At 65.9% G+C, this 19,451-nt stretch carries 5 protein-coding genes and 6 pseudogenes; 6 read left to right on the forward strand and 5 right to left on the reverse strand.

The features are described from left to right. Positions 1–296: 296 nt before the first annotated feature. From OG985_RS01865 to OG985_RS01880, 4 genes and pseudogenes are all read left to right on the forward strand, one after another. A pseudogene (locus OG985_RS01865) lies at positions 297–1,733 on the forward strand (IS1380 family transposase). 1,183 nt (positions 1,734–2,916) lie between these two features. Then, positions 2,917–3,665 (forward strand): annotated as a pseudogene (locus OG985_RS01870) (transposase family protein). Between the two features lie 424 nt (positions 3,666–4,089). Next, a complete protein-coding gene (locus OG985_RS01875; protein WP_371666514.1) occupies positions 4,090–5,469 on the forward strand; it encodes an IS1380 family transposase in 1,380 nt (459 codons plus the stop codon). 173 nt (positions 5,470–5,642) lie between these two features. Next, positions 5,643–6,005, forward strand: a pseudogene (locus tag OG985_RS01880) (transposase); the annotation flags it as partial. Between the two features lie 29 nt (positions 6,006–6,034). Here OG985_RS01880 and OG985_RS01885 read toward each other — a convergent pair. Both OG985_RS01885 and OG985_RS01890 read right to left on the reverse strand, forming a co-directional pair. Beyond that, complete coding sequence (locus OG985_RS01885) at positions 6,035–7,045, reverse strand: IS30 family transposase (RefSeq protein ID WP_371666572.1); 1,011 nt, start codon at positions 7,043–7,045, stop codon at positions 6,035–6,037. Positions 7,046–7,326: 281 nt separating this feature from the next. Next, the gene (locus OG985_RS01890; RefSeq protein ID WP_371666459.1) at positions 7,327–8,898 is read right to left on the reverse strand and encodes an ISL3 family transposase; all 1,572 of its coding nucleotides are present in this window, start codon (positions 8,896–8,898) and stop codon (positions 7,327–7,329) included. An 89-nt stretch (positions 8,899–8,987) separates the two neighbouring features. On the opposite strand from OG985_RS01890, the pseudogene OG985_RS01895 reads away from it, so the two are divergent. Continuing rightward, positions 8,988–9,704, forward strand: a pseudogene (locus OG985_RS01895) (IS256 family transposase); the annotation flags it as partial. A gap of 198 nt (positions 9,705–9,902) precedes the next feature. Further along, on the forward strand, positions 9,903–10,652 hold the full coding sequence (locus OG985_RS01900; RefSeq protein WP_371666503.1) for a transposase family protein: 750 nt from the start codon (positions 9,903–9,905) through the stop codon (positions 10,650–10,652). Positions 10,653–10,658: 6 nt separating this feature from the next. Here OG985_RS01900 and OG985_RS01905 read toward each other — a convergent pair. The 3 genes and pseudogenes from OG985_RS01905 to OG985_RS01915 form a co-directional block, all read right to left on the reverse strand. After that, positions 10,659–10,788: pseudogene (locus OG985_RS01905) on the reverse strand (IS5/IS1182 family transposase); the annotation flags it as partial. A 396-nt stretch (positions 10,789–11,184) separates the two neighbouring features. Beyond that, a pseudogene (locus tag OG985_RS01910) lies at positions 11,185–12,273 on the reverse strand (RHS repeat-associated core domain-containing protein); the annotation flags it as partial. A gap of 112 nt (positions 12,274–12,385) precedes the next feature. After that, positions 12,386–19,114 carry an FG-GAP-like repeat-containing protein gene (locus OG985_RS01915; protein WP_371666573.1) on the reverse strand — a complete coding sequence of 2,243 codons (6,729 nt, stop codon included), beginning with the start codon at positions 19,112–19,114 and terminating at the stop codon, positions 12,386–12,388. Positions 19,115–19,451: the final 337 nt, after the last annotated feature.

Below are 19,451 nucleotides of genomic sequence, written 5' to 3' on the forward strand. Positions count from 1 at the left end.
ATGCTTCTTCTGGTACTTCCAGCACACTCCCGTCGAGCGCAGGCTCCTGAGCAGTCCATACCCAAAACCGAAAAAATCGGGCATCAGGCAGTGCTTTAGGTGACATGTCGATCTTCAGTCCGGGCGGCTTGCGGGAGGTCTTGGCTGGTCGAACTGGTGGGCTGTGCCCCGGACGCATCGGACGGCAAGGTGCTCTTGTGCGTTAGCCTCGCCGTTTCGCTTGGGTACGGCTGGCTCTGGGGCGGAAACGCGAAAGTGCCTTCCTGACCTGGGACGATGAACCTTGCTGAGGGGTTCTGTCGGTCCAGGCGGAGGGCACTTTCTACGTGCAGGCTATCGGGTTGCGTCCCAAGGTCCATGTCAGTGCCGATGGTTCGGGGGTGGTCGGGCATGCCGGGGCACGGTTGCTGGCGGATCTCGCTGACGCCACAGGGCTGACCGCCGCGTACTCCGCCGCTCTCAGGCCGCTTCGGCCGCGCGGGACCGGGCATGACCCGGGACGGGTAGCCACCGACCTTGCGGTGATGCTCGCCGACGGCGGTGAGGCGATCGCGGATCTGGCCGTGCTGCGGGACCAGGCAGGGGTGTTCGGCCCGGTCGCCTCCACACCCACCGCTTGGCGGTTGCTCGCCGACACCGACGAGGCTGCACTCGCTTCGCTGCGAGCGGCCCGCGCTTCAGCCCGGGAAGTCGCCTGGATGCAGGCCGCCGAGACCGGCGAGGGCATACCTGCTGCTCGGGCCGGCGGACGAGAACTTCCCGGCCTGGTTCTGGACCTCGACGCCACGCTGGTCGCCTGCCACTCGGAAAAAGAACAGGCCGCCCCGACCTACAAGGGCGGCTTCGGCTTCCATCCGCTGCTGTGTTTCCTCGCGAACACCGGCGAGGCCGTGTCGGGACGGCTGCGGCCAGGAAACTCCGGAGCCAACACTGCCGCCGATCACATCGCGGTGCTCGACCAGGCGCTCACGCAGATCCCCGACGCCCACCGGCACGGCACCGACATCCTCATCCGCGCCGACAGTGCCGGATCCGCAAAGCCTTCCTCGCCCACGTCCGCGACGCGAGGAAACGAGGAATCCGTGCCTTCTTCTCGGTCGGATACGCCATCACTGAGCCGGTCCGCCGCGCTGTCCGGGCCATGCCCGACCGCCTCTGGTATCCCGCCCTGGACCAGGACGGCACCCTGCGTGATGGCGCCGAGGTCGCCGAACTAACCGGCATGGTCGAATCTGGACGGCTACCCGGTCGGCACCCGCATCATCGTGCGCCGCGAGCGGCCGCACCCCGGAGCCCAACTGTCCCTGTTCGACCAGGACGAGGGCCTGCGTCACCAGGTATTCCTCACCGACACCCCTTACTCCAGTGGTGGCTCCGCCCAGTTCCTGGAGGTCCGCCACCGCGGGCATGCCACCGTCGAGGACCACATCCGGTGCGGCAAGACCACCGGCTTCGGCCGCTTCCCCTCCCGCCACTTCGGCGTCAACACCGTCTGGCTCGAACTCAGCCTCACGGCCATCGACCTGCTGGCCTGGGCCCGCGTCCTGCTGCTGGACGGTGAACTGGCCGCCGCCGAGCCGAAGAAGCTCCGCTACCGGTTGCTGCATGGCGCCGCACGCCTCACCCGCGGCGGCCGCCGCCTGCGCTTGCGAATATCGGCGACCTGGCCCTGGAGACACGAACTGACCACGGCCTTCCATCGCCTCGCCGCACTGCCCCGTCCCGGCAGCTGACCAGCGAACCCTGGCCCACCACGACTCGAAGGACCTTGGAGAAGCCGACCACCGCGCCGGGACTCCGCCATGCCCGAGCACCGAGATCGCGTCAGCCACCCAACCATGGCCCCCAGCGACGCCTCATCGCCTCAACCGAAACGGCGAGGCTAGTGGCAGGGTGCCGGGGTCGGCTGGGTGGTGGGCTGGGAGTCGGCGGTCGCGTTGGGTGCTGAAGGCCTGTCACGATGCTGGTGCTGGCCGTTAGCCTGCCGGTATGCCAGAGCGTGTCATCCCGGGCGGTAGGGGCAGCCTGGTCTCTCTGGGCGCTGCGGACGCGTTGTGGGCTGACCTGACGAGGGGTAGTGCCGTGCCGACGGCTGCTGCGGCGTTCACCAGCGCTCCTGCCCACACCCGGGCGGGGTACGTCCTGCTCGGTGGCCGCGTGGTCATGATCGTAAAGGCAAGCGGCGCCCTATGGAGCGTTGCGGAGACTGAGGTGCGCCGGGCGGCAGCGGAACTGAACGCGGTGGAGATGGACCACCGGGACCGACACCAGCGGCGAGGGTCTGGCGCTGTTCTGAGGTGTCGGACCAGCGCTTCGTGCCGCGCCTTCGGCCTGGCCTGGTGATCTGAGGGCCGGAGAAGGAAGCGTGCTGTTTCCTTCCCGGCTGCCGCACACTCCGCCGAGATCCGGTGATGTGTCGCTGTTGGGACTGCAGGGCTGTCCCGGCCCCTGCCGGGACAGCCCTGCGCCTGACACCGCGGGGGAAACCTGTTGTGTCCACCCCAGATGATCATGGGATTCCGTCTTTTGGGTGAGTGATCGCTACTCCATCTGCGGTCACGGCCTGGTCCGCGACCGGGCGTGCTCCTGGCGGTCGGTTGACGGAACCCGGCACGGTCAACCGTGGCGACTGGACTCAGCCGCAAGACCCTGCACGCGTACCCGGGTCGGGTTTCCGCCTCCCTCGCCAGGACGGACTACGCTCGGCTCCGGCCCGTGCCGGTAAGGAGTGCGCGGGACAGGCCCCGGTCCCTGGCCAGCTTGCCCACCATGAGCTTTTTGCGCCTGCTCTTGCTATTACTGAGCTTCTTCGAGTTGGTCACCGATCGGGTGACAGACAAGGGCTCGTAACGGACAAGGCTCCCGGACAGTTGAGCGAGAGTTCTCACGTCTCAACTCATTTGTCAGGGAGCCTTGTTGGTTACCTATCCTGCCGCACTCGACCTTCCGCATGCCCTCGTGGAGTGGGTCACGATGCTGATCATCACCCGCGAGGGTGACCGCCGGTGCAAACTGCCGGCCTCTCAGCGGGCCCTCATCACGCTCGTGTACCTACGCAAGCACGACACCCTCGCCCAGATCGCCGCCGGCTTCCGGATCAGCGAGAGCACCGCCCACGCACATGTACACAGCGTGATCACCCACCTGGCCGCCCGCGCACCCTCTCTCACTCACGCGCTGCGGCAAGCCCGCCCTGAGTACATCCTCGTCGACGGCACGCTCGCCGAATGCGACCGCGTGGGCAACAGCCAGAACGACTATTCAGGCAAGCACCGCAAGCACGGCGTGAACATCCAGACGGTCACCGGCCCGGCCGGTGAGCTCGTCTGGTACTCGCCGGCCCTGCCCGGACGGACCGCGGACATCACAGCCGCCCGCACCCACAACATCGCCCCATCTGTGAGCGACTGAAGATCCCCGCCCTCGCGGACAAGGCGTACCAGGGTGCCGGCGGAACGTTCGCCACACCCGTCAAAAGACACCGAAACCGTGAGCTCACCGTCAAAGAGAAGGCCGTCAACCGGGCACACGCCCGACTCCGCTCGCCCGTCGAACGGGCCTTCGCACGACTCAAAGCCTGGCGGATCTTCCGCAAAGCCCGCGTCAGTCCCAACACACTCACGTCAATCGCCAAGGCCGTCCTCACCCTGGAGAAGCAACGCTGAAGAAGCTCACTGAGAAACACCCCGACTTTGACCCCCCGACTCGACTCGTCCGGCAACACCTCTACGTGGGCCTGGGGACCGTCGGGACTGTAAGAAAAACGGTGTAACTCCGATCATGGAAGAGTGCACCTGTGACCAGCGAGAACATAGCTAAGCCGTCTGAGGCGGGGGCCGCGTCGGCGGCTGTGGATGACCGGTTCCTGAACGAGCTCGTGGCCCGGGCTCAGGCCGATGGCCTGCAGTTGACGGGTGAGGGCGGTTTGCTCCAGCAGCTGACGAAGCGGTTGCTGGAGTCGGCTCTAGCCTCGCGCTTTCGCGAGTGGGTCTGTCCGGGTCTTGATCAAAAAAGCGGAGAGTGCTGCTGACCTGCAACGATGGGACTTGTCGAGGGTCCTGTCACTGCAAGGAAAGAAGCACTCTCCAGGTGAAGAAGAGTAGCGGGTCGTACCCGCGCGTCCGTGTCGAGGGCGGCGGCCGCGGGGTGGTCTCGCAGGCCGGGGCGGTGCTGCTGGTCGAGACGGCCCGCAAGTGTGGCCTGGACGGTGCGATAGCGGCGGCACTGGCACCGTGGCGCAAGCCGCGGGCCGTGCACGACCCAGGCAAGATCCTGCTGGATGTGGCGCTGGCCGTCGCGCTCGGCGGCAACTGTCTGGCAGACGTCGGCATGCTGCGGGCCGAGCCGGCTGTGTTCGGCCCGGTGGCCTCCGATCCGACCGTCTCCCGCCTCGTCGACGCGCTCGCCGCCTCCGGCCCGAAGGCTCTTGCGGCAATCCGGGGCGCACGTTCCGAAGTACGCACGCGGGTCTGGGAGTTGGCCGGGACAAGCAGTCCGGCCGCCGACGGCCAAGTGATCGTGGACATCGACGGGGTACTGGTGCTCGCACACTCCGAGAAGCAGGACGCCACCCCGACCTGGAAGAAGACCTTCGGCCATCACCCGCTCGTCGCGTTCGTCGACCACGGCCCAGCCGGATCCGGGGAACCGGTGGCCGCCCTGCTGCGGCCCGGCAACGCGGGCTCCAACACCGCCGCCGACCACATCGAAACCGCCCAACTCGCCCTGGCCCAACTGCCCAAACACCTGCGGCGGGGACGGCAGACACTGATCCGCACCGACTCCGCCGGCGGCACCCACACCTTCCTCGACTGGCTCTCCCGCCGGGGCCGGTGGCTGTCGTATTCCGTCGGAATGACCACCACCGACGCCATCCACCAGGCCGTACTGAAGATCCCGAAGAAGGCATGGACACCCGCCTACGACGCCGACGGCACCGAGCGGCCCGGCGCCTGGGTCGCCGAGATCACCGACATGCCCGACCTGAGTACCTGGCCCACGGGCATGCGGCTGATCGTCCGCAAAGAACGCCCGCACCCCGGCGCCCAGTTGCGCTTCACCGACCTCGACGGCAACCGGCTCACCTGCTTCGCGACCAACACGAAAGGCGGCCAGCTCGCCGACCTCGAACTGCGTCACCGCAGACGGGCACGCTGCGAGGACCGCATCCGAGGCGCCCGTGCCACCGGCCTGCGCAATCTGCCCCTGCACGACACGGCCCAGAACCAGATCTGGCTGGAGATCGTCTCCCTCGCGCTCGACCTCCTCGCCTGGATGCCGATGCTCGCGCTGACCGGCGAGGCCCGCCGCTGGGAACCCAAGAAGCTCCGGCTGCGGCTGTTCTCCGCCGCCGCTCAGCTCGTGAACACCGGCCGTCGCCGCTGGCTCCGCCTGCCCGCCCGATGGCCCTGGACCGCTGTCATCAGCCACGCGATCGTCAGGCTCCACGCCCTGCCGAACCCCGGTTGACCAGCCACATCGCCCGTCCCGACAAACCCGCACCACCACACCGGTGAAGTGGAACCCGGCGCCCATCCGACGCGAGAGCCGGGCCCTCGGCCTGCCCCAGCCCCGAAAAGACCCCACCACACAAACGCAGAGTCCCCGTCAACAAACCGACAAGGACTCATGAACGATCGAGGCTAGAGGGCGAGATGACGGACCATCTCGGCTATGACCGGCACGATCCGGCCGGGAAGAACGGCGGCAACTCCCGCAACGGTAAACGGTCCAAGACCGTCGTCACGGACGTCGGCCCGGTCGAGATCGAGGTGCCCCGGGATCGGGAAGGCGGGTTCGATCCGCAGATCGTGAAGAAGCGGCAGCGGCGGCTGACGGGTGTCGACGAGATGGTGCTGTCCTTGTCGGCGAAGGGCCTCACGCACGGGGAGATCTCCTCGCACCTGGCCGAGGTCTATGGCGCCGATGTGTCGAAGCAGACGATCTCGACGATCACGGATTCGGTGATGGAGGGCATGGCGGAATGGCAGGCCCGCCCTCTTGATCGCGGGCGGTTTCCATCAGTGGTTGCGAATCACCTGGTCAATGGGCCTGTGAGGCATTCTTGCATGGCCTCGGCCGGGGTCTTGTCCCCGAGGACGATGCGGGGTCGGTGGTTGAGTTGGCGGGCGACGGCGCGAAGGTCTTGTGCGGTGTGGACTGACAGATCGGTGCCTTTGGGAAAGTACTGCCGCAGCAGGCCGTTCATGTTCTCGTTGGTGCCGCGCTGCCAGGGCGAGTGAGGGTCGCAGAAGTAGATCCGGAAGCCGGTGAGGGCCTCGATGTCCTCGTGGAGCGTCAGTTCGCGCCCCTGGTCCCAGGTGAGGGTTCTCTTCATCTGGGGCGGGATATGCGCGGTCTGCGTGATCAGCGCGTTGCGCACCTGCGGGGCCTTCCAGCCGCCGGGCAGGTGGATCAGGTGAACGTAACGGGTGGTGCGCTCGACCAGGGTGCCGATCGCCGAGCCCTGTCCGCGGCCGATGATGAGGTCTCCCTCCCAATGCCCGGGAGATCTGCGGTCGTTGACCTCAACGGGGCGCCGGTGGATCAGCGTCATGTTCTTGATCTTGTTCAGGGTGGGCACGCCGCGACGCTGCTTCTTGCGTCGGGTTCGGCCGGTGCGGAGCTTGGCGTCGCGCCGGCCGAGGAGGCCGGCAAACAGGGCCCGGTAGATCGTCTCCGGGCATGCCCGCATCGATGTGTCGTGGGCGTGTTCGCGGGCCAGGTGACGCGAGATCTGCTGAGGAGACCACTTCTCAGTGAGCTTCTCGCGCACGAACGTCCGCAGCGGCTCGCCGACCCGGATCTTCTCCTCTTTGGGACGCCTGCGACGCAGGAGGGCGCGATTGTGGGCCCACCAGGGGTTGTAGCGGCCGTCCGGCTTGCTGTTGCGCTCGATCTCCCGGTAGACGCTCTGAAAGCTCTTCCCGATCGAGGCCGCGATCCGCTTCACGCTCTGATCGGAGTGCAGGCCGTCGGCGATCGCGATGCGGTCGTCCTGGGTGAGGAAGCGCGGCGATACCGGGCCGGGGTCAGCAATGATCATGCTCCCAGCATCGATGAACCACAACGAACCGCAGCTCGTGGACACCCCGACCTGGCGGGCGGCAGCCGCACCTCGATACCCCGCGTGCAGCAGCTCGAAGTACCTCTTCTTCACCGCAGTCGGCACTCTGTTGGGGGCGTACCTCGGCATGCAAACACTCTCCTTCCGGAGCGTTCGCAACAACCAATAGAACTCAAGGCGTGTACCCAGTGGTCTTCATTGACTGCATCAACGTGAAGATCCGGGTTCTGGCGATGATCTTGTGATTCGGGCGGTGGGGCTCACCGTGTGAGCAGGACGCGTTTGCGAAGGAGATCGAGACTGGCCCTGCCGAACATCTGGCGTTTCAGCATCTTCAGCCGGTTGATGTTGCCCTCGACGGCGCCGGAACTGTGCGGTAGAGACAGCCCGTTGCGGACTGCGTCGAAGTCGCGGCGGAGGTTGCGCGCGAAGCCCGCAAGCGGAGCCAGACTGTCCTGTTCGACGTCGATGATCCAGTCTTCGAGGCGGTCGCCGTGCCGTCCGGTCATCATCGCGGCGAACTTCCTGACGTGAAGAGTGAGCCGGTCAAGTTCAGGATCGCGCTCACGCAACCGGTGCAGGTTGTCAGCGTCCTCGTCCCGCAGGTGCTCGGGGTGCGTCATGATCCAGGAGGTGACCTCGCGGACCGAGGGAGGCTTCGGTCCCGGATCGGGTGCGTGTCCGCGCCCGGTCCGGTAACGCCGCAGATGCCGCTGAACGGCCAACTCGCCGCCGGAATAACCGAGTTGCTTGATCTCCCGGTAGAGCTGGGCAGCGTTTCTGACACCCTCGTTCCAGCGCCGGTGCAGGTAGCCGACGTACGGATCAACGACATGCGCTCGTTGGAGGTTCTTGGCCACGACATCGTCGGCGGAGCGTGCGTTGACCAGTTTGCGGACGGTGGCCTGGTGCAGCCCGAGCTTCCGGCCGATCGCCGCCTTCGACATCCCCTGCTGCCACAGTTCGTGGGCGGCAGCATGCTGCTCACGCAGCCGGATCACGATCTTCAGCTCTTTCGGCGGCTGGACCACCTCGGGTTCCACCTCCACGAGGTCGGGGCCGGAGGCTGAGCCGGGATGCGGTTCGGTCAGGTGGGAGCGATGGGCGTTGACCGTCTTCTCAACCGCTTGGCCGAGGTTGGCCCACAGGTGATAGCGATCCGCGACCTGTTCGGCCTGCGGCGCCCCGACCCGAGCGCCCTCCCCGTAACCGCTGGAACGGTCTCGGCAAATGACCCTCACCTCTGGGTGATCGCGGAGCCAGGCGGCCAGGTCCTCCCCGTCGCGGCCGTCGTAGATGTGCAGCGGACGGTGGGTGGCCATGTCGATCAGGACCGTGCCGTAGTGGCGGCCCTTGCGGAAGGCGAAGTCGTCGACCCCGAGGATCTCCACCTCGCCGATCTCCGGCTCGGGCAGGGACCTGACCAGCCGCAACAGCGTATCCCTGCCCACGGTGAGGCCGACCGCGGCCGCCAAACGGGCTCCTGCCCGGCCGGCCAGGGACAGGCCGATCTGCGTCAACACCCCACGCAGCTGCGGGGTATGTCGGCTGTGCGGGGTGGTCAGTCCCGCGATCTGCTCGGCAAACGTCACCGCCGTGCAGGCAGGGTTCTCACAGCGGAAGCGGCGTATGCCTAACTCGATCACGACGCCGAGCCCGCCCACGGCGACATCACGCAGCCGGCGTACATACCGGCCGTGCACCCGTGCCGAGCTTTGGCCGCACCGGCAAGCCGCGGTCGTCGCTCGCGCGCGCGTCCTCAGCACCACCTTGTCGGGCCGCCGCTGGACCTCCTCGATCAGCAACGCGGACAGGTAGGGAAACAACTCCAACAGCACATTACGAGAGCACGCGATGCATGATCGCGAACATCTGAAACGACCTGCACAAGCGTCCGGATCACAAGATCGTCGCCAGAACCAAGATCTGCGAGGGCCAGGTCGCCAACAGGCCGATATACATGGCGCTTGCGGTCACGGCCGAGGGGCACCGCGACATCCTGGGACTGTGGGCCGGCGGCGAGGGAGGCGAAGGTGCCAAGCACTGGCTCCGCGTTCTGACCGAGCTGAAGAACCGCGGCGTCGAAGACGTGCTCATGCTGGTCTGCGACGGGCTGAAGGGCCTCCCCGACGCGGTCGGCGAGGTCTGGCCCAAGACCGTTGTCCAGACGTGCGTCGTCCATCTCCTGCGGGCATCGTTCCGCTATGCCGGCCGCCAGGACTGGGACAAGATCGCAAAGGCGTTGAAGCCGGGCTATAAGGCGCCGACCGAGGATGCGGCCACCAGCCGGTTCCTCGAGTTCAGCGAGGAATGGGGCGGTAAATACCCTGCGATCGTGCGGTTGTGGGAGAACGCGTGGGCCGAATTCGTGCCGTTCCTGCAGTTCGACGCGGAGATCCGCCGGATCGTCTGCACCACCAACGCCATCGAGTCGGTCAACGCACGGATCCGCCGGGCGGTCCGGGCCCGCGGCCACTTCCCTTCCGAGAACGCCGCCCTGAAGTGCATCTACCTCGCGGTGATGTCCCTCGACCCGACCGGCACCGGCCGCAAACGCTGGACCACCCGCGGGTTGCCACTCACGATGGTGATGTTCGGGGATGAAGAGAGCCCGCTGGTGGGGGTTTCAGCGGGCTGAGGCGGCATGGCCGGCAACGCGACGGGCGACCCGAAAGAGGCCGCATTGCGGGCGACACGGACACCGATTCCTGGAGCCTTTTCCATGTGTACGGCTGGCGGGTGAGGTGGTGGGGCGGCGTTGACTGTGGCGTGACGAACGGGGCATCCCGCTGGTTTGGAAAGTCGCCAAACGTATCCTCACCTGCGGAGATGCCCCGTGTTCTTCTATCCTGCCGCATGCGACCTCGACGAAGAGCTCCTCGAACTGGTGACGATGGCGATCGTCGCGTGTGACGGTGACCGTGCCTGCAAGCTGCGCCCGTACGATCGGGCCCGGTGCACGCTGGTCTACCTGCGCAAGCACGACACCTTCGAACAGCTCGCCGCAGGGTTTGGTATCGGTGTGGCCACGGCCTGGCGCTACACGAACGACACGATCGAGTGCCTAGCTGCTTTCGCCCCGTCGTTGACCGAGGCGCTGACCAGCCATCACGCCGACGGATACGTGCTGCTGGACGGCACCGTCGCGGAGACCGACCGGGTCCAGGAGCCAGGCCACTTCTCCGGGAAGGTCCACCGTGAGGGCGTGAACCTGCAGGTCATCACCGCGGAAGAGGGGAAGCTGCTGTGGCTCTCGCCCGCCCTGCCCGGAGGCACCCACGACGTGAAGGCCGCCCGCGAGCACGGCATCATCGACACCTGCGCACAGCTGGATCTCGAGGTCCTGGCGGACAAGGGCTACGCCGGAGCCGGCGGCACGGTCATCACTCCGATCAAGCGCCGCCCGAAGACCGAGCTCAGCGACAAGCACAAGAAGTCGAACAAGGTCCACGCGGCCCTGCGGGCTCCCATCGAACGGACGATCTCCCGGATCAAGCGGTGGCGGATCTTTCGCCACGCCCGTACCAGTCCGAACAGGCTCACGTCAGCCGCCGCAGCGATCCTCACCCTCATGATCTACACGTGAAAAACGCTCCCGGTAGGCACTGGCGTCGTGGCGGTTGCCCGGCAGTGGGCGTCCCGCCGCCACGACCAGCCGCGTGTTGGCGTCGATGGCGACCTGGTGGTTGGCGGAATAGGTAGTTCTTGCTGGAAGCGGCCACGCTTGCCATGACTCGATCCTCTCAAACGATCGAGTCCCTACCGAACCCGGAACGGTTCAGTCGCCGAGGAGGGGCGCGTTCTTGACGGCACGGTCCACACCCTCCTGGTCCGGCAGGAATCGGGGCCTCTCCGCGACAAAAATGGCCGCCGCTTCGTAGAAGCGGCGGCCATTCTGGCGTCATTCATTTCTGAGGACTAGACATCTTGAAGACTGTTGCGGAAAACGGCGCAGCTCAAGCGGGTAAGGGGAAGGACGTAGGCGACTTCTATCACGCCAACTTGTCAAGCCTTTACTTTGCTTACTTCCGCGGCAACTTTACGCTTCTAACAACGAGGTGCGCTATGCATCTCCCAGCCTCCTGCAATGTGCTTGGATGACGCGCGACGGAAGAAGTTCACCAAGCGAGACCCCTACCCCCTTTATCAGGCAAGAGTTGCTTAGTCGCCTCCAACGCCCCCTCGATCTCCGAAAAGTAATCAGCGTATGCCTCAATCGATTTGAATCCCAGCCTTGCGGCTAGATCGTGTATGTCGTCTCCAGCCATACCCTGAATTCTCTTAACCTCCGCATTGAGGGCTAGCGCCGTTTTGCGGATATCATCATATCGGGTTATGGCGGCCCGAATTTCCGCCCCGGCAGATCCGCCGTTATCTGCAACGATTCTCTGCACTCCCGAGACATTGTTCGTTGCGGTTTCTATTGTTTTGGTGACGGTTGTTGTGCATTGTTGGTTGGTAGCGCAGAGGGTGCCGGTTCCTTCGGCTGCTATGACGGTGGGTGCTGCGGCGGGGATGAGGGCGTCGGCTACTACTGCAGCAACTGCCGCTCCCCCGACAACGGCTATCACTCCGAACCATTGAGTAATGTAGCTGTCTCTGGTGGTTTCCCAGACTGCTTGTAGTCCGTTGGGTCCTTCGTATTTCTGGTAGGCGGCTGGGGTGTTGTCGGCGGTGCGGAGGTCGGTGGCGCAGTCTTCGGTGCAGAGTCCGGCGGCGGCTGTGGTGTTGTTGAGGATGTCGCCTGATCCGGCTTGGGTGCTTCCCTTGGCGTCGGCTTTGGCGGTTTTGGCTGCTGCTCTGTCGGCGGCTTCGATGGCGGCTTTGTCGGCTGCGTTGGCCTGGTTCCAGAGTGCTTCGGCGTTGGAGCCGCTGTTTTCTCCGGTGACGGGGGTGCAGCCGCAGTCGTTGCCGATGTAGCCCTTGCCGCCGTAGACGCCGGGTGCGCCGGTTGACTGTGCGCCGGCGATGCCGCTGGATCCGCTGCCGGGTTGGTCGCATTCACCGGGGTGGGTGAAGGCGCAGGTGACTTTGCCGGTGGGGTCGGTGTTGTTGAGGGGGTCGTTGTGGACGTAGGTGTAGGGGTTGAGGGTTTGGCTGGTGGTGGTGTCGAGGACGGGGTCGGGGGTGAGGAAGGTGTGGGTGTTGGGGTCGTAGAGGCGGCCCTTCATGTTGATGAGGCCGGTGTTGGGGGTGTTTTCGTGGCCGGTGAAGGTGCGGGTGAGGTCGCCGGTGGTGCCGGGTTACAGTACCCACCACCAGTCCCGGAAAAGCGAAAAGGTCCGCCAACAACGTCGACGGACCTCACGCAAGATCGACTTAGGGCAAAAGCTTTTTAGTTGCCTCTATTGAGTGTACGAGCTCGTCATGGTACTCCCAATATTTTGAATAGACCGAGAATCCCATCTCTGCGGCGAACTCGCGCAGGTCCCGACCTGCTGGAGCTTGGACCCGCTCTAGTTCGGATTCCATGGCGGAGATCGTTTGACGTATGGCCTGGCCGCGGTCAATTGCGGCACGGATTTCCGCAGCGGCAGGTCCACCGTTATCTGTGACTATCTTTTGAAGTCCTTGCCCACCGTTTGTTACGACTTCTACTGCTTTGGTGACTGTTGTTGTGCATTGTTGGTTGGTGGCGCAGAGGGTGCCGGTTCCTTCGGCTGCTATGACGGTGGGTGCGGCGGCGGGGATGAGGGCGTCGGCTACTGCAGCAACAGCTGTCGCTCCCCCGACCACAACTAGCACTCCAATCCATTGAGTGATGTAGGAGTCTCTGGTAGTGATCCAGACTTCATTAAGTCCGTTGGGTCCTTCGTATTTCTGGTAGGCGGCTGGGGTGTTGTCGGCAAGGTATCCGCTGGTTCCGCAGTCGATGTCGGTGTCGTAGCAGGTGCCGACGACGGGGTCGGTGGCGCAGTCTTCGGTGCAGAGTCCGGCGGCGGCTGTGGTGTTGTTGAGGATGTCGCCTGATCCGGCTTGGGTGCTTCCCTTGGCGTCGGCTTTGGCGGTTTTGGCTGCTGCTCTGTCGGCGGCTTCGATGGCGGCTTTGTCGGCTGCGTTGGCCTGGTTCCAGAGTGCTTCGGCGTTGGAGCCGCTGTTTTCTCCGGTGACGGGGGTGCAGCCGCAGTCGTTGCCGATGTAGCCCTTGCCGCCGTAGACGCCGGGTGCGCCGGTTGACTGTGCGCCGGCGATGCCGCTGGATCCGCTGCCGGGTTGGTCGCATTCACCGGGGTGGGTGAAGGCGCAGGTGACTTTGCCGCTGGGGTCGGTGTTGTTGAGGGGGTCGTTGTGGACGTAGGTGTAGGGGTTGAGGGTTTGGCTGGTGGTGGTGTCCAGGACGGGGTCGGGGGTGATGAAGGTGTGATTGTTGGGGTCGTAGAGGCGGCCCTTCATGTTGATGAGGCCGGTGTTGGGGGTGTTTTCGTGGCCGGTGAAGGTGCGGGTGAGGTCGCCGGTGGTGCCGGTGAAGGGTGTGCCGTTCTTTGTGACGAGGCGGCCGAAGGGTTCGTAGTAGAGGGTCTGGAGGGGGTTGCCTGAGGTGTCCAGGGTGGTGGCGGTGGAGCCGAGGCGGTCGGTGAGGTTGTACTGGACGTCGGTCTTGACGCCGTCGAAGACGGCCTGGCCGATGCTGCCGTCGGGGCCGGCGAGGTGGAAGACGTCCTTGTCGCCGCTGCCTTTGTGGAAGCGGTGCTCGAACAGGCCTCCGATGTAGAGGGTGTTGCCGATGGGGGTGGCTTCCATGATCTTGTTGTTGAAGGCGTCGTAGCGGTAGGTGGTGGTCACGCCCCGGGTGGTGACGGTGCGGGGCAGGTCGAAGGCGGTGTAGGTGACCTGGCGGGTGACGGTGCCGGCGGCGTTTTTCACGGTGGTCTGCCGGCCGCGGTTGTCGTAGCCGTAGGTTTCCTTGGCTCCGCCCATGCTGGTGGCATCGTGACCGGTGACGGTATGCGGCTGCACGGTGCCGGTGGGGTAGGTGAGGGTGTCCGCAGTGCCGTCGGGCTGGCTGATCTTGGTCAGGCCGCCCAGGGCGTCGTAGCTGTAGTCGATGCTCTGTGAGCCTGCGTCATGGCCGAGGTTCCAGCCGGTGAGCTGGCCCACGGTGTTGTAGTCGTAGGTTTCCGAGCGCAGCGGGGTGGTGGCGTCGTCGCGGGTCTGCTTGATGACCCGGCCGGCCGCGTCGTAGTCGTAGTCCAGGCCCATCACCTTGGTGCCCGCGCCGGTGGTGGCGGTGAGGGTGTCCAGGCGTCCGCCGGCGCTCTGGTAGGTGTTCTTGAGGGTGACGCCGTTGCCGAGCTGGGCGGTGTCCGTCTGCAGGTCGGGGGTGCGCTTGCTGACCGTCCACAGGGTTTTCGGGTCCTGGCCGGGGGTGATGTCGGTGACGGTGTTGGGGTAGCCGGCTGCGTTGTAGCCGTAGCGCAGGGTGAGCGGCTCGCGTCCGGTGACCTCGGGGTAGGTCAGCGTGTCGGCGGTGCCGTCTGCGTTGTAGGTCTGCGAGGTGGTGTAGGAGCGGCTGGTGGTCTGGTCGGTGTATGTGGTGCCGGCGGGCCGGCCGTAGGAGTCGTAGGTGAAGTCGGTGCGGATTTTATCGATCTGTTCGGGGCTGGTGGCGTAGTCCAGCTGGCCGATGCCGTGGGGGGCGCTGTCGTAGACGAACGCGGAGATGCCGTCTTCGGTGGTGCGGGAGGTCATCCGGCCCAGGTCGTCGTAGCCGAAGACGCTCTGGTGCTGGGCGTCGCCACGGGTCTCCCGCTCGATGAGGCCGTTACCGAAGTAGGCGGTGTCGGTGACTCCGCGGTCCGGTTCGCTGAGCCTGGTGCGGCGCCCGCGGACGTCGTACTGCATGGTGGTGACGTTGCCCTTGGCGTCGGTGATCGACTTCAGCAGGTCGAACGGGGCGTAGGTGTAGGCGGTGTTGAGGCCCTCGGCGCTGCCGTCGGGCTTGGTGCGGTAGTCGGTGTGGACTTTCAGCCGGCCGTCGGCGTCGTAGAGGTCGAGCCGGGTGGCGCCGGTGGGGTCGGTGACCGTCGTGGAGGCGAAGGCGGGTTCGAACACGGTGGATTTGCCGTCCGGGCCGGTCGACTTCACCATCCGGTCCAGGCTGTCGTATTCGAAGTAGCTGGTTGCCTTCCCTCCGGTCGGCGAGGGAGCGGACGTGGCCACGGTGCGGCCCAGCGTGTCGTAGGTGACGGCGGTGGCCAGTTTCCCGCCGACGTTGTCGAAGTCCTTGCCGAAGGAGGCGACCGGCCGTCCCAGGACATCGGTGGAGGCGGTGCTGGTCTTGGGTCCGGTGGTGGTGGTGACGCTCACGCCGTTGATGCCGCCGGCCAAGTCGCCGCGGCCGGCGTAGGTGATGTCGGTGGGCGCAGTGCCGTCGGTCTCGGCGTGGACCTGTCGGCCCAGATCATCAATTTTCGCTGTGGTGGTGCGGCCGTTGACGTCTTCGCTGCCCAGCGTGATGCCGAACGCGGGATGGGTGACCATCCATGTCGCCGGCCGGTAGGCGGCCACCTTGTAGTCGACCCACACCAGGGAGGGGTAGATCTCCTCGTTCGGCTGGCCGGGAAACGCCGGCTCGTAGGCGGTGTATACGGTGCGGTCCGGGCGCCCCGGCGTCTTGGACGTCACCGACGTCACCGCGCCCCGCGCGTTGTAGGCGGTGATCGTCGACTCGCGCACCCTGTCGGCATCATCGTCCGTGTTGTTTTTCTCCACGTCCGTTCTGGTCAGCAGGCCGCGCTCGTCGTGGAGGTAGGAGACGTTGCGTTCCCGCGTGGCGCCGTCGGCCGCGAAGCTCACCGTCTTGGACGAGAGAGCCTCACCGACCCGCCACTCCTCGATCAGCTCGGCCGCGGTGTCGAACTTCGTCGTCGTGATGAGCGCGGTGCCGCCATCGGTGGCCCGCGACAGCGAGGTCGGGTTGCCGAACTCGTCGAACACCGCAGCACTGTCGGTGCGCCGAAGCGCCGTGGCCGGCTCACTGACACCGGTGATCGCTGCGCCCGCCGCCTGGCCGTCCCAGTCGATAGCGACTTGCTGCGCGCCGGACTGTTCCCATTCCTTGGTGGTCGAGCTCGTGTCGAAGACAGCCATCACCTTGCCGCCGTGCTGCGGCCGGGCCTCATAGGCGGAAGACGTGCGTGTCACCCGCGCGCGGGCCGTGGCCGGCTTCGCGGCAGCCTGCTCGGCGGTAAGGATCGCCACCACCGTGGTGACCAGCGAAGGCCGCCCGACCTCCGGGTAGAAAGCGCCGTTGCTGACGCTCTTGCGGTGCGCGAACACCATCTCCGTCTGGGAGGCACGCCGCTTGTCGAAGACCCGGAACGTGCCGAACCCCAGGGAGCCGTTGCCCCGCAGGTCAGTGACCGGATCGGCGTAGGTGTACTGCCACACGCGGGCCGCGCCGGCAGAAGCGGTGTTGACCTGTCCAGCCCGCGACACCCGCTGGCGCACCACCGGGAAGCCCTTCTTCGGACACGTCAGCGGATACGTGCACGTGGCCGTCTCGGGCGTGCTGGACCAGGTGTTGGAGTAGGTGATGCTCTCCCGCTGCCAGGCCACTCCCTCGTCGTGCACCGACACCAACTTGTCGACCTGGCGTTCGTTTTGCTGCAGGATCCGCATCCGCCCCGAATCGATCTTCACCACGTCGGTGCGGCCGTCACCGTTGACATCCGCCAGCTGCGAAGTGGCCCGCCCGGCACTCTCGTCCTTAGTGCCGCCGCCCAGATCAATGTCGGAGGAGGTGAACGTGCCGTCACCGTCCGAAACCGCAAGATGCGTCGCTACGGCGTCGAAGGAGACGATGTCATCCCGGCCGTCGCCGTTGACGTCAGCGACCCGCAAATCCATCGAATCGTCATGCCCGATCGACACACTGTGCGGATCGGCAAGGCCCCGGCCAGTGTTGAACAGCAGGATGCCGTGCAGATCGTAAATGTGCTTGGCCGGGTCCGTCTTGGGCGGCAGCAGCAGCACATCCTCCAGACCGTCCGCGTTGAAGTCCCCCGGAAACGTCTCGAAACCAGACTGCTGGGGTGCCGCCCGGCTGTAGAGGCGGCCGGACTTGACCACCGACTGCGCACTCACCGTGGCCACGCCCGCATCACTGACACTCAGCGACGACACCGACGCCAGACACGTGCCGTCCGCCGACACGTTCGCCGACAGCTGCTCGGCCCGGCCGTCACCGTCCAGATCCGACACTCCCAGATCACAACGGGCCTTCATACTGCTGGCCGTAGCCGGCTTGAACGTGCCCGGCCCGTCCGCGATCCGCACCGACACCGTCGGCACCTTGTCCGATGCCGCCCCATCGGGGCTGAGCATGTCCAAACGGCCGTCACCGTTCACATCCGCCAGGTTACCCACCGCGTTCTCCGGCAGGTCGAACGGCGTCATCATGTCCTCAACGAACCGGGCGGCCTTCTTGTCCCACTTCAGCAGATGCGACGTCCACTTCTTCGTCACCGCCGAAAAGACCGGCAGCAAAATCTCCGCCGCCCCGTCGACGTTCGCGTCCACCGCGCGCGCCCGCCCCAGATCGGTCAGCTCCCCCGGCCAGCCCAGCGCCGGGGTCAGATCCCTCTGCGCATCCGGCGAGACACCGAACTTCACCCGGTCCGGCTTCCCCGGCCCCCGCGAATACAGAAGATCACTTCTGCCGTCCCCGTCCAGGTCCAGCACCCGCATCCGCGGATTACCAGCCGCCGTGTCCAGTGTCACCGAACCCCCGTCGACCACCGTGAACGACGGCGCCGCCGGCTGACTGGACCAGCCGAACTCCTTCTTCTTCACACACCCGCCCGCGCTGCCGCACTTCTGCAGCGAGGCCAGCAGACTCTGCCTGCTCGACGACACCGTGTAGGCGAGGTGGTACTGCCACGCCAGCTTCGTGTCATCCGGCATCGGCGCCAGCATACGGATCGTCTTCAACCGCTTCGTATGCGCAAACCGCACCCCCGCCGTATACGAGAACCTGGCCCCCGCAGCATCGTCCTCGTAATCGAACTCCACCCGCCGCTTCGCCGCCACCCCCCCGTTGCTCGTATACTCGATCTTGGAGATGAGGATTTCGTTGCGGGCCCTGCCGTCCTTGTCGTACTCGTAGGAGACCGTGTTCCCCGACGCATCCGTCTCATGGTCCAGCAGCCACGTCACCCGCACCGGCACCGCGAGATCCGTATCCATCAAAGGATTGTTGGCCGTGTCGAAACCGACCCCTGTCCTCGACCGGGTCGCCGTGTGCGGCAAAAACGTCTGCGTCACCCCCTTCTTGTCCGTCACCTCGAACCGGTCCGGACCCGTAATCCCCGGCGTCGTCCCCCCGAACGCCACAATCCTGCGGAAGCTGTTGCTCCGCGTCCGGTACTCCGAGCCGTCCCCTCCGTACTTGTCCGTGCCGCCCTGCACCGCCCCGACAAGAATCAGACGCTCACCATTCAGACAAAACCGGTCGTTGGGATCGAAGTGCACACCCCCGTGCGTGCCGTCCACCGCCACCGACTGTGCGCACCGGGCAATCGCCGACCCCGCACCCGACAACGACCACCCCACCCCCACCGAAGACCGACCGGCCCCCGACGCATACTGCAGCGACAGCCGCGGACTCATGGCCGCCCGCCCCGCCGGCACATCCAACGGCACCGACGTCGTAAACACACCCGACGGCAACACCTCCCCCGACGACGGCAAATACCCCGCGTCTGCTCCCTTACCTACCGCCGCGGACACAGACAACGCCTTCGGAATCACCGGCACACCCGACACCGGATCAGCCGCCGACGCCACCGGCGCCTGCCCCACCACCCCAGCCACCAACGCCGCCACCACAACCGGCGACAACGCAGCCAACCAACCAGGTCTCAGCAGACCCCCCGACCGCAACACACCACGACCAGCCACCATCGCCTCACAACCAGAGAAGACAAGGCCGAAACCCACGGCATCAGCCACCTCCCCCCAAACAACCCCCACCCCCACCACCCCGCCAGAGCAAACCCCACTCACACCACACTGAGCTTGTTCCACTTTGACGGACGGGAGTGTCATGAATTAGGTGGGTTCCTTCCTCGAAGGAGTCATCTGATGGGAACGACGATGGGTCACACGATCGGGGGTTGCAGGCGGCGTGTCGCTTGCAGAGGTGGATGTGGCTGCTGAGGGTGCTGGTGTGAAGTCGATGCCGGTATCCGGGAATGGTCTGTCGGTCGAGTTGAGGAACTGGCCGTGCTCGCGGCGGAGAAGACTGCCGCCGGAGGTCTCCGGCTGATGGGCGAGGGCGGTCCTTCCCGAGCTTGCGCAGCATTTGATGCAGGCTGCGCTCGAGGCGGAGATGGAACTGCATCTGGCCGACGAATCGGTCATCGCCGGCGGTCGCGGATCACGG

This window comes from Streptomyces sp. NBC_00289, assembly GCF_041435115.1.
Lineage (GTDB): Bacteria > Actinomycetota > Actinomycetes > Streptomycetales > Streptomycetaceae > Streptomyces.